11 protein-coding genes are annotated in these 11,701 nt (G+C 64.3%); 6 read left to right on the forward strand and 5 right to left on the reverse strand.

Translation table 11 applies throughout. From position 1 onward, the window contains the following. Positions 1-89 precede the first annotated feature (89 nt). Positions 90-800 carry a haloacid dehalogenase type II gene (locus tag U1738_RS05060; protein WP_332787916.1) on the reverse strand — a complete coding sequence of 237 codons (711 nt, stop codon included), beginning with the start codon at positions 798-800 and terminating at the stop codon, positions 90-92. 31 nt (positions 801-831) lie between these two features. Further along, positions 832-1,020 (reverse strand): hypothetical protein, encoded by a 189-nt coding sequence (locus tag U1738_RS05065; protein WP_332787917.1) that lies wholly within the window; start codon positions 1,018-1,020, stop codon positions 832-834. Between the two features lie 86 nt (positions 1,021-1,106). Between U1738_RS05065 and U1738_RS05070 the strand changes: the two genes are divergently transcribed. Next, positions 1,107-1,814, forward strand: coding sequence for a Crp/Fnr family transcriptional regulator (locus tag U1738_RS05070; RefSeq protein WP_332787918.1), 708 nt, complete (start codon positions 1,107-1,109; stop codon positions 1,812-1,814). Between the two features lie 8 nt (positions 1,815-1,822). Then, a complete protein-coding gene (locus U1738_RS05075; protein ID WP_332787919.1) occupies positions 1,823-2,995 on the forward strand; it encodes an aspartyl protease family protein in 1,173 nt (390 codons plus the stop codon). A gap of 131 nt (positions 2,996-3,126) precedes the next feature. Here the strand turns inward: U1738_RS05075 and U1738_RS05080 are convergent, their stop codons facing one another. Together U1738_RS05080 and phaR are read right to left on the reverse strand one after the other, a co-directional pair. Beyond that, the gene (locus tag U1738_RS05080; RefSeq protein WP_332787920.1) at positions 3,127-3,327 is read right to left on the reverse strand and encodes a hypothetical protein; all 201 of its coding nucleotides are present in this window, start codon (positions 3,325-3,327) and stop codon (positions 3,127-3,129) included. Positions 3,328-3,337: 10 nt separating this feature from the next. Further along, a complete protein-coding gene (gene phaR, locus U1738_RS05085) occupies positions 3,338-3,937 on the reverse strand; it encodes a polyhydroxyalkanoate synthesis repressor PhaR (RefSeq protein ID WP_332787921.1) in 600 nt (199 codons plus the stop codon). Positions 3,938-4,032: 95 nt separating this feature from the next. Here phaR and U1738_RS05090 point away from each other — a divergent pair, with 95 nt between their 5' ends. The 4 genes from U1738_RS05090 to U1738_RS05105 all read left to right on the forward strand — a co-directional run bounded on the left by U1738_RS05090 (position 4,033) and on the right by U1738_RS05105 (position 10,688). After that, on the forward strand, positions 4,033-5,037 hold the full coding sequence (locus U1738_RS05090; RefSeq protein WP_443026984.1) for an alpha/beta fold hydrolase: 1,005 nt from the start codon (positions 4,033-4,035) through the stop codon (positions 5,035-5,037). A gap of 28 nt (positions 5,038-5,065) precedes the next feature. Next, entirely contained in the window at positions 5,066-6,235 is a 1,170-nt protein-coding gene (locus tag U1738_RS05095; protein ID WP_332787923.1) for an acetyl-CoA C-acetyltransferase, read from the forward strand. 212 nt (positions 6,236-6,447) lie between these two features. Beyond that, entirely contained in the window at positions 6,448-9,642 is a 3,195-nt protein-coding gene (locus U1738_RS05100) for a TonB-dependent receptor domain-containing protein (RefSeq protein ID WP_332788225.1), read from the forward strand. 74 nt (positions 9,643-9,716) lie between these two features. Further along, entirely contained in the window at positions 9,717-10,688 is a 972-nt protein-coding gene (locus U1738_RS05105) for a 2OG-Fe(II) oxygenase (protein ID WP_332787924.1), read from the forward strand. On the opposite strand, the gene U1738_RS05110 is transcribed toward U1738_RS05105, so the two are convergent. After that, complete coding sequence (locus tag U1738_RS05110) at positions 10,685-11,698, reverse strand: alanine racemase (protein ID WP_332787925.1); 1,014 nt, start codon at positions 11,696-11,698, stop codon at positions 10,685-10,687. The genes U1738_RS05105 and U1738_RS05110 overlap by 4 nt on opposite strands. Positions 11,699-11,701: the final 3 nt, after the last annotated feature.

Below are 11,701 nucleotides of genomic sequence, written 5' to 3' on the forward strand. Positions count from 1 at the left end.
AGCGACGCGTGGTCAAAGCTGGCTTTGCGCAAACGCAAGGGCCGAGCGGCAATTTCGAAATATATTTTGCACCCCGAAACGGCCCTAAATCAGAACCGGTCGGCAAGTTGTGTCAAGCTGTCGGCAGTAAAATCCCATGCCTGCACGAAATGTGCGTCGGGCGCTGGCGCGCCGCCATATTCCTGCGGCCGATCGACATAAGCGGTCGCGAGCCCCGCAGCGCGGGCGGCGGCAAGATCGCTGTGATGCGCGGCGACGAGACACAGTTCGTGTGGCGCGATACCAAGGATGTCGGCAGTGCCGAGATAGCTGCCCCGGAGCGGCTTATAGAGACCGGTCGATTCGGCCCCGAGGATCGCATCCCAAGGCAGGCCGGCACGCTTCGCCATCGCCAGCGTCAGCGCGGTGTTGCCGTTGGAGAGCGTGACGATCGGAAAGCGCGCCTTGAGCCGGGTGAGCCCCGCGACCGCATCGGGCCACGGATCGAGCCTGCGCCAGGCGAAGGCGAGATCGTGCAGGCGGGCCTCGTCGATCGATCGCGGATCGATGCCGAGACGGGTCAGCAACGCCTCCAGCGTCTCCCGATTGAGTATGTCCAGCCGGGTGTAAGGCCGTTGGCCGGAGCGGCATTCCTCCATCGCCGGTTGATAAAGCGCACGCCATTGATCGGCGAAGAGGCCTGGATCGATATCGCTGCGATCGCATTCGGCGAGGAACGGCTTCGCGTCACGCGCGATGCCGGATCGCCAATCGACCACGGTGCCGAAAACATCGAACGCAAGAACCTTGGGATCAGCCATGTCGCGACGCTAAGCCGATGCGACCACCGCTTCAATCACCGCAGGATTTCGCCCGTGGCATCTGCCCGCGCGCGATGGTCGCCGCCTGTGCGATCGCGGCGGCCGACGCTTCGGCCGCGTTCGGCGTCAACGATACGGCCAGGCCGCCCGGCCCGTCGAGCATCACCTCGCCATCCTCGGCACTGGCGGTGGTCGGCGTATCGTTGGGCGCTCGTGACATTCGACTTTCCCGGTGTATTGAAGGTCTTCAACGCGCTTCGTGTCCGGAGCGTTCCGGCTTATTTCTAAAAGGGTTCGAAGGACATCATGGTCACGCGCCTGTTCCTGCAGACGCACCGCACGCCGGTGCTTTCGGATGACGATGCGGCGGCCTTGGAAGCGGCGGCGTCACGCACCGTGGATTTCCCCGCAAAGCGCGTGATCGTGCGCGAGAACGTGCCGCTGACGCAGTGTACCTTGCTGCTCAGTGGTTTCATCGAACGCTTCCGCGACACGCCGGAGGGACGGCGGCAGATACTGGCGATCCACGTCCCCGGCGATTTCGTCGATCTGCATTCCTATCCGCTCAAGCGGCTCGAACATTCGGTGGCCGCGCTGACGCCGGTGACGGTGGCGACCTTTCCACATGCCGAGGTCCGCAAGCTGACCGAGCGTTCGGCGACGCTGACCGAATTGCTGTGGCGATCGACGCTGATCGATGCCGCGATCAGCCGCGAATGGATCGTCTCGGTCGGCGCGCGTGGTGCAGCGGTCCGGCTGGCGCATCTGGTGTGCGAGATGTTCGTGCGGCTGGAGCGGATCGGCATGACGCGGGGGCAGGAGTTCGACTTCCCGGTGACGCAGATCGACTTGGCCGACGCGACCGGGCTGACCGCGGTGCATGCCAACCGCATGCTGCGCAAACTGCGCGAGCAGAATCTGGTCGAGTTCCGGCAAGGGCTGGTGCGGATCATCGACTGGCCGGCGTTGAAGACGTTCGCCGAGTTCGATCCACGCTACCTCTTTCTCGACTGATCTTGCGCGTGCGTTCCGTTTTCGCGGCCCTGCTCCTGCTGAGCACCGCAGCGACATCGCCATCGCCGCCGGCAAAGGATGTGCTGTCGCCCGATACGGAAGGCGTGTGGGTGCCGTTCGATCTCACGCCCGGTAACCAGATCCGCTTCACGCTCGATCTGGATGGGGCACCGGTCACCGCGATCCTCGATACCGGCGTCAGCTTCACGGTCCTGTCGCGCGCCTATGTCGCCACGCAGCGGCTGAAGGTGCGCAGCGGCGGCAGTGCGAGCGCGATCGGCGGGGTGGTGCCGATCGGCTGGATCGACACGAAGACGATCCGGCTGGGCGGGCTGACGCGCGAGGGGGGCAGTATCAGCGTCGCGGCCCTGCCCGCCACCGCGACCGGCAGCGCGCGGCCGATCGAGATGCTCGTCGGGCGCGACCTGACCGAGGGCTATGCGCTGGACATTGACTATGAGACGCGGCGCTTCCGGCTGCTGCCGTCGGGCCGGATGCCGTTCGCCGGCGCGACCGCGCCACTGACGGTGTCGCGCGACCGGCTGGTCTACACCGGCGAGATCAGCCTGAACGGCCGGCGGTTGCGCCCGCTGATCGTCGATACCGGCGACGGCAATGCAGTGACGCTGTCGGCGGAAAGCTGGGCCACTGCGCGGCTGATCCCGCCGGCACGCACCTCGACCATCTCGTATGGGCTGGGGGGTGCGATCGTCACCGATCTCGTCATTCTCGAAGAGATGAAGATGGGGGCGCTGACCGCCAGGAACGTCGAACTGCAGGTCGAATCCTCGGGCGGCTTTTCGCAGCGCATGGGGATGGCCGGGCGGATCGGATCGGGCTTCCTGCAAAAGTATCGCGTGCTGCTCGACCCGAAGGCGGGGCGGATGGTGCTGAAGCCCGGCCCCGAAGCCGATGCCCAACCGCTGAAATCGACCAGCGGCGTGCTCGTGTCGGCGGAGAAGGATCGGCTGCGCGTGCTGCACGTGATGCGGGGCAGCCCGGCGGAGCGCGCCGGATGGCGCACCGGCGAGACGATCTGCATGATCGACGGCAGTTCGATCCCGAGCGATTATCCGGGCAGTCCGCTCTCGAACTGGTCGATCGGCAAGACCGGGCGGGTGGTGGCGCTCGACATGTGCGACGGATCGCGCCGGACGCTGACGCTGCGGCCGTTTTATTGATCGGGGCTCCTCGCCCGGTATGGATTGGCTACTCCCGACCACCCCGTTCGGGCTGAGCCTGTCGAAGCCCAAGCGCTGCGCGTGCCCTTCGACAGGCTCAGGGCGAACGGGGGTGGAGCCGTGGATCTAAGCTAAGCATGCCACGCGATGATCCCGAAGATCGCCACCGCGACGAACGCGATCATCTGGACGGTCGGCCAATCGACCAACCCCACGCGATCGAGATCCACCCGCCGCTTGCGCCGCCGTTCGCCCAGCCCGGCGAGCAATGCGACGGCCAACGCAATGACGGCGGCACCCAGCCAAGGCACCGCCGCATCGCTGACCGGCAATCCGAACCAGTTACTGATTCAGCTTCTCGATCTTGTCGTTCAGCTTGGTGAGTTCGGCCTTGAGCGCGGCGATCTCGTCGTCCTTGCTCGACGCAGGAGCGGACGATGCGTGGCTGGTCGCGGAGGATGAGGATGCACTCGCGGACGGCGTGACGCCCGGCATCGCACCCGGCTTGAATGCCGTGGCCGCGGCTTCGAACATCGCCAGGTTGCGCTTGGCGATCTCGGCGAAAGGCGAATTGGCGAACGCGCCCTCGACCGCCGATTTGAACTGTTCGTGGTTGCGGCGGAAACTGTCCATCGACGCTTCCAGATAGCCCGGCACCATCGCCTGCATCGAATCGCCGTACATCGCGATCAACTGGCGCAGGAAATTAACCGGCAGCATCGTCTGGCCGCGCGATTCCTCTTCCATGATGATCTGGGTGAGGACGTTGTGCGTAATGTCTTCGTCGGTCTTGGCATCGACGACCTTGAAGTCGCGGCCCTCGCGCGTCATCGCGGCCAGATGTTCGAGCGTGATGTAAGAGGACGTCTCGGTGTTATAGAGACGGCGATTGGCGTATTTCTTGATGACGACCGGGCCGTCGCCCGCGCTCTGCTTCTTCACCACGAAAGGCTCCCCTGCGCTTGTTTGACCGGCCTGTACCACCCTTTCATGCCGCACCGCAACACGGCCCACGGCCCTTGCCGCTGTTTCTGGATATGCTGCGCAGCGAAACCGCAGCATCGCACGAGAGTCGGGCGGCGGCGCTGACGGGATTGCGCGCTTATCAGGAGGCACCGCGCGGGCGGGTGCGCAAGCCCGCGCCGGCGCGGTATCGCAAGGGTCGGGCGCGGCTGCGCGACTATGGGGTGAAGGGAGACGGGAAGCGTCCGGTGGTGTTCGTGCCTTCGCTGATCAACCCGCCCTTCATTCTGGATCTCGCGCCGGACGTGTCGCTGCTGCGCTGGATCGCGGCGCAGGGTTTCCATCCCTATCTGCTCGACTGGGGGACACCGACCCCGAAGGACCGCGAGATGGACGTGACCGCCCATGTCGAGACATTGTTGCTGCCGCTGATCGCCAAGCTGGACGAGCCGCCGGTGCTGGTCGGCTATTGCCTGGGCGGGACGATGACGCTGGCGGCGGCGTGTTCGGTGCCCCTGACGGGCCTTGCGCTGATCGCCGCGCCCTGGACGTTCGATGGTTTCGGGGAGCAGGCGCGGGCCGATATGGCGGAATTGTGGGCCGCAGCGAAACCGGCATGCGCGGCGATGGGGCTGGTGCCGATGGAGGTGCTGCAATCCGGCTTCTGGCGGCTCGACCCCGCGCGCACGATCGCCAAATACGAAACGTTCGCCGCGATGGAACCGGGCAGTCGCGAGGCCGCATTATTCGTGGCGATGGAGGATTGGGCCAATGCCGGCGCGCCGCTGACCTATGCGGCCGGCGCGCAATTGTTCGAGCAGTTCATCGGCGGCAATCTGACCGGCGGTGGCGGGTGGCTTATCGGCGGCGCGACGGTCGATCCCAGGGCCCTTCCCTGTCCGGGAATCGACTTCGTCTCGATGAGCGACCGCATCGTTCCCGCCGCCAGCGCGGCCGATCTGCCCGACCGGCGCGATCTGGGCGCGGGGCATGTCGGCATGATCGTGGGGCGCGGTGGGCGGGCGCAATTGTGGGAACCTTTGGCCCACTGGATTAGCGCACTGCCCCGGACTAGATAGCGCGCAACGAACAGCAGGAGCGCATCTCATGGACATCGTCATCACCGCCGCCAAGCGTACGCCCGTCGGCAGCTTCCTGGGTGCGTTCGCCGCCACCCCGGCGCACGAACTCGGCCGCATCGCGATCGAGGCGGCGCTGGCACAGGCCGGTGTCGCGGGCGAGGACGTGTCCGAAGTGATCATGGGCCAGGTGCTCACCGCCGCGCAGGGCCAGAACCCGGCGCGTCAGGCATCGATGGCGGCGGGCGTGCCGAAGGAAGTTCCCGCCTGGGGCGTGAACCAGGTGTGCGGATCGGGCCTGCGCGCGGTGGCGCTGGCGGCACAGGCGATCCAGTCCGGCGACGCGACGATCGTGGTGGCCGGCGGACAGGAGAGCATGTCGCTTTCGGCCCACGCCCAGAACCTGCGCGGCGGCACCAAGATGGGCAATGTCGCCATCATCGACACGATGATCAGCGACGGCCTGACCGACGTGTTCAACCATTATCACATGGGCATCACCGCCGAGAATCTGGCCGAGCAGTACCAGATCACGCGCGGGCAGCAGGATGAGTTCTCGGTCCGATCGCAGAACCTCGCCTCCGCCGCGCGCGCGGCCGGGCGGTTCAAGGACGAGATCGCCGAGGTCACGATCAAAGGTCGCAAGGGCGACACGATCGTGGCGCAGGACGAATATATCCGCGACGGCGCAACGCTCGACAGCGTGTCCGGCCTGAAGCCCGCGTTCAAGAAGGACGGCACGGTCACCGCTGCGAACGCCAGCGGCCTGAACGACGGCGCGGCGGCACTGGTGATCATGAGCCGCGAGGAAGCCGAGCGGCGAGGATCGCCGATCCTCGCCACGATCAAGAGCTGGGCCTCGGCCGGCGTCGACCCCTCGATCATGGGCATCGGCCCCGTCCCCGCGACCCGCCGCGCGCTGGAAAAGGCCGGCTGGACGGTCGGCGATCTCGACCTGATAGAAGCGAACGAAGCATTCGCGGCGCAAGCACTGTCGGTCGGCAAGGAACTCGGTTGGGATGCGGAGAAGGTGAACGTCAATGGCGGCGCGATCGCCATCGGCCATCCGATCGGCGCCAGCGGCGCGCGCGTGCTGACCACGCTGATCTACGAGATGCAGAAGCGTGATGCGAAGAAGGGGTTGGCGACGCTTTGCATCGGAGGCGGGATGGGCATCGCGATGTGCCTGGAGCGGTAATATTTCCAGGCGGCAACGCATGTTGCATTTTCGCTACATGCCGACACAAAAAGGCCGGAAGGCGCGTCTGAACGCTGGATTAACGTTGTGAATTTGTCACCCCCCCTTCATTAAACCGACATCCGCGCACCGAAGTGCGCCTGTTTTGGGGGAATTATTCCATGTTGAAGACCCGCCTTCTGGCGGCCACCGCTCTTGCGGCTGGCGTTGCCATGATCCCTGCGGCCGCTTTCGCTCAGGCGACCGCTCCTGCTGGATCGCCTTCGGCAACCGCATCGACGGATCAGTCGGATGATGATTCGGTCGTGGTTACCGGCTCGCGCATTCGCTCGCCGAACCTCGAATCGACCGTTCCTGTCACTGTTGTGCAGGGCGAAGCATTCTTCGAAACCGGTCGTGTTTCGATCGGCGACGTGCTGAACGATCTGCCACAGCTGCGCAGCACGTTCAGCCAGGGGAACTCCACCCGCTTCCTCGGCACGCGCGGCCTCAACCTGCTCGATCTTCGCGGTCTGGGCACGCAGCGTACGCTGGTTCTGGTTAACGGCCGTCGCCACGTCGCATCCGACATTCTGGTCAACGGCGTCTCGCCCGACACCAACACTTTCCCGACTGATCTGATCGAGCGCGTCGACATCACGACGGGCGGCAATTCGTCGATCTATGGCTCGGACGCCGTTGCCGGCGTCGTCAACTTCATCCTCAAGGACAAGTATGACGGCCTGCAGATCCGCGGCCAGTCGGGCATCAGCCAGTATGGCGACGCTGGCAACCAGTACGTGTCGGTTCTCGGCGGCAAGAACTTCGCTGACGGTCGTGGCAATATCGCGCTGAACCTCGAATATGCGCATCAGAGCCGCTATTTCGGTTCGGGCCGCCCCAATCTGCGCCAGAACGATGGTTTCGTCGTCGTCGACACGGATCCGGCCACTGCGGTGAACGGTTCGGACGGCATCTTCGATCGCGCCTATTTCCAGGACATCCGCTCGTCGACGATCTCCACCGGCGGCCAGATCGGCATCCGCTACGCCAACTCCGCCACTGCGCCATGCGGCGTCGATGCGGTGGGCAATTCGTTCACCTGCGCCTATCTGTTCCAGCCGAACGGCTCGCTCGTTCAGCAAACCGGGTTGCGTGTCGGCCTCGGCCCGAACGGCAACTTCATCAACGGCAACGGCTATTCGGGCCGCGAAGGTGAACTGCTGACCCTGTCGCCGGAGCTGAACCGTTATTCGGTGAATGCGATCGGTCACTTCGAAATCTCGCCGGCCTTCGTTCCGTTCTTCGAGGCGAAGTACGTCCGCACCACGGCCTTCGGTTCGGTCAGCGGCCCGTTCTTCTCGCAAGGCCAGACGCTGGGTGACAATCTGCGCGTCACCGGCATCACCGATGCTTCGTACTTCAACACCGGTGCTGCAGCGGGCAACGTCAACCGCGAAGGCATTCGCCTCGACAACCCGTATCTGCAGGCGTCGGCTCGTACGATCCTGGCGCAGCAGTTGCTCGCCGCGATCAACTCGGGCGTCAACCCGAATACCGGCACTGCCTTTGGCACGTCGGCAGCCGGCCTGCTCCAGCAGTCGACGGCACGTGCTCAGGTAGCGGACGGTTCGTTCCGCTTCAGCAACCGCCGCAACTATGTCGATCTGGGCATTCGCGATGAGAACATCCGGCGTGAAACGTTCCGCTTCGTCGGCGGCATTAAGGGTGATTTCAACGACGACTGGAACTACGAAATTTCCGTCAACTACGGAAAGTACAAAGAACGCAACGTCATTGCGAACAACATCAATCGTCAGCGCTTCCTGCTGGCGAACGATACCGCGGTGAATGGCGCCGGCCAGGTCGTCTGCCGTTCGCAGATCGATGCCCGCTATGCTGGTGCGGATCGCGGTGGCAATCCTGCGGTTCTCGCAGCCGATATCGCGGCTTGCGTTCCGATCAATCCGTTCGGCGACGGTTCGGTCAGCCAGGCTGCAAAGAACTATCTGACCGTACAATCGGAAGCCGTTGGTCGTATTTCGCAGTTCGTGGCATCCGGCTTCGTAGCCGGCGACCTGAGCCAGTTGTTCGAACTGCCCGGCGGTCCCGTCAGCTTCTCGGTCGGTGGCGAGTATCGTCGTGAGACGAACTATTACGACTTGGACGACACGACCCAGGCTGGTTACGCGTTCTACAATGCCATCCCGACCTTCACCGCACCGGCGTTCGAAGTGAAGGAAGCATATGGCGAGTTGCGTCTCCCGCTGATCAAGGACGTTCCGCTGCTGCGGGAGTTGACCGTCTCGGGTTCGGGCCGTGTCGCAAACTACAAGGGCTCCACCGGCACGGTGTATGCCTATAGCGGTGGCGTGGATTGGCGTCCGATCGATCAGTTGCGTTTCCGCGCTGCATATTCGCGCTCCGTTCGTGCACCGAACCTGTCCGAACTGTTTTCGCAGCAGAGCCAGAACTTCGCACCTGCACCGAACGATCCGTGCGCGGCTCGTAACATCGGCACCGGCTCGGCAACCCGTGCAGCCAATTGTGCTGCAGCTGGCCGGCCTTCGGATTACGATTATGTCTACTCGTCCTCGCTGGAAATCGTCAGCGGCGGCAACCCGAACCTGAAGGCTGAAAAGTCCACGTCGTACACGTACGGCTTCGTCTGGCAGCCTTCGTTCGCTCCGGGCCTGTCGATCTCGAGCGATTACTACAACATCAAGGTCAAGGACGTCATCACGGCGACCGGTTCGGCTCAGCAGATCCTGAACTTGTGCTACGACTCGCCGACGCTGAACAATCCGTTCTGCGGCCTGTTCCAGCGCGCCGGCGCAACCGGTGGTCCCCGTGGCGAGCAAGCGTTCCGTGTTCTGGAAGGCTCGCTGCTGCAGTCGACGGCGAACTTCGCCAGCCTGCAGGTTCGCGGTATCGACACCAACGTCGCATACCGTCACGATTTCGGCTGGGGTCGCCTGAACCTGACCGCGATCTGGACGCACACGCTGCAGAACGACTCGTTCACCAACCCGGCGGATCCGACGTTCGTCAACGTGATCACCAACGAGCTTGGCGATCCGCAGGATCAGGTCAACGTGAACTCCAGCCTGAAGGTCGGCAAGTTCACGATGGGCTATTCAGTACGGTGGATCGGCAAGCAGTACCTCAACACGTATGAGGATTATAACTCGGTCAACGGCCAGCCGCCGCAGAACACCGATTATGCTCCGATCGTGAAGTACCCGGTCGTCAGCTACCACGACATCCGCGGCGAGCTCGAAGTGAACAAGCAGTTCAACTTCTACATCGGCGTGGACAACATCACCAACCGCCAGCCGCCATACGGCCTGACCGGTGTCGGTGGTGGTTCGGGCATCTATGACGTCCGTGGTCGTTACGGTTATGTCGGCTTCGTCGCGAAGTTCTGACACTCATCGAAGCTGCCAACTTGAAGGGCCGGGGATTGATCCCCGGCCCTTCTCGTTTATGAGCTGACGGCATCGTGACAGGCCGCATCCTTGCCATTGCCGAAAAAGAACTGGCGGTCGGCAATCACCTTGCCGCTGTAACGCTGGTCGAGGACGCTGCGCGGGCGGATGACGTCGACGCGATCATGCAATTGGCGGTCTGGCATCTGCTGGGAACGCCATTACGGCGCGATCTCGTCGCCGCGCGGGCACTGCTAAAACGTGCAGTGGCCATCGGGCATGTCGATGGTGCCTTGATGGAAATCGCTCTGACCGCCAACGGATCGGGTGGATCGATCGACTGGCCGGCGGCGTCACATCTGCTGCGAATTGCCGCGAAATCCGACTATGTCGCGGCGGGGCAATTAGCGCTGCTCGATCGTATGAATCTTGGCGATGACGGCTTTCCGAACAAGCCCGCACAGCTCGAGGAATTGAGTCGTTTACCCAACGTCTGGCGCATCGATAGATTTTTGACGCCAGACGAATGTCGGCACATTGCCGACACCGCTGCTCCCCTGCTCGAACCCGCCACCGTCATCGATCCGTCAACAAAGATGGCCGTGGCCAATCCGATCAGGACCTCCGACGGAGCTGCAATCGGCCCGACGCGCGAAGATCTGGTAGTGAGGGCCGTGAACCACCGCATCGCTGCAGCCAGCGAAACGCCGGTCGAAAATGGCGAGCCGCTGACGATCCTACGCTACGGCATAGGGCAGCAATATCGCCCGCACGTGGACACCCTGCCCGCCGCCCGCAACCAGCGGGTTCGCACCATGCTCATCTATCTAAACCAAGGCTATGGCGGCGGCGCGACGCAATTTCTGGCCAATGGCCTGACCGTGCGTTGCAATGCGGGCGACGCCATTTTGTTCGACAACGTCTTGCCTGACGGCACGCCCGACATGTCGTCACGCCATGCTGGCCAACCGGTCACTTCGGGCTCCAAATGGATTGCAACGCGCTGGATCCGCGCAACGCGCCACGATCCTTGGGCAGCGCATTAAAGCCAGTACCGATCAAACCGCGACCCAAGCCCGGTCAGCAACTCATATTGCGACATGCCCGATAGCGCAGACGCAACCGGCAGCGCATAGTCCAACGAAACCCAATCGCCCTCCGCGACCGGTGCTGCCGTCACGTCCAGCGCGACGAGATCCATCGAGACCCGGCCGATCACCGGACAGGTGCCCCCGCCTGCCGATCCCTTGTCGGAGAAGCCGCGGAAATAGCCGTCGGCATAGCCTAGATTGATGATCGCCACGTCGGTATCCACCGCAGCGGTCCAAGTAGCGTTGTAGCCGACGGTCTCGCGGGCGGGGACGCGGCGGCGCTGGAGGATCTGGGCTTCCGGAGTGACGACCTGGCGGATCGTACCGTCAAATTCCGCGCGGGGGATGCCGCCGTAGAGCGCCAGACCCGGGCGGGTCAGGTCGAAGGCATAGTCCGCCCCCAGCGCGATGCCGGCGGAATTGGCGAGGCTCATACGCCGGGCCTGTGTGCGGCCGGCCAGTGCCGTGAAGACGGCGAGCTGGCGGGCGTTCATCGCCACATCCTCGTCGGCACAGGCGAGGTGACTCATCAGCGTGTGGATCTCCAGCCCCGCGAGCGATGCGAGATCGTCCGGCGACAGGCCAAGCCGGTTCATGCCGGTATCGACCATCACGTCGCACGCCCCGCCGCCCGCCGCTTTCCAGCGCGCAACCTGGGCGGGCGTGTTGAGGACCGGGCGGGCGATGCCGGACAGGGCCAGCGGCACATCCTCCTCGCGCACGCCGTGCAGCACCGAGACGGGCAGGCCCAGCGGAGCGAGCGCCTCCGCCTCAGCCCAATTGGAGACGAAGAAGTCGCGGCATCCGGCTTCGGCCAGTCGCGTCGCGACGCCCGATGCGCCGAGGCCATAGCCGTCAGCCTTCACCGCCGCGCCGCACGCCGCGCGGCCGCTCATCCGGGAGAGCGCGCGCCAATTGTCGGTCAGCGCGGCGGTATCGAGGCGGAGGCGTAGAGGTGCGGTCACGCG

This window comes from Parasphingomonas caseinilytica (assembly GCF_036663755.1).
GTDB lineage: Bacteria > Pseudomonadota > Alphaproteobacteria > Sphingomonadales > Sphingomonadaceae > Sphingomonas.

Coding starts and splice junctions, on each gene's coding strand:
- U1738_RS05070 (WP_332787918.1), top strand. CDS start 1,107: ATGGTCACGCGCCTGTTCCTGCAGACGCACCGCACGCCGGTGCTTTCG.
- U1738_RS05090 (WP_443026984.1), top strand. CDS start 4,033: ATGCTGCGCAGCGAAACCGCAGCATCGCACGAGAGTCGGGCGGCGGCG.
- U1738_RS05100 (WP_332788225.1), top strand. CDS start 6,448: ATGATCCCTGCGGCCGCTTTCGCTCAGGCGACCGCTCCTGCTGGATCG.
- U1738_RS05065 (WP_332787917.1), bottom strand. CDS start 1,020: ATGTCACGAGCGCCCAACGATACGCCGACCACCGCCAGTGCCGAGGAT.
- U1738_RS05095 (WP_332787923.1), top strand. CDS start 5,066: ATGGACATCGTCATCACCGCCGCCAAGCGTACGCCCGTCGGCAGCTTC.
- U1738_RS05060 (WP_332787916.1), bottom strand. CDS start 800: ATGGCTGATCCCAAGGTTCTTGCGTTCGATGTTTTCGGCACCGTGGTC.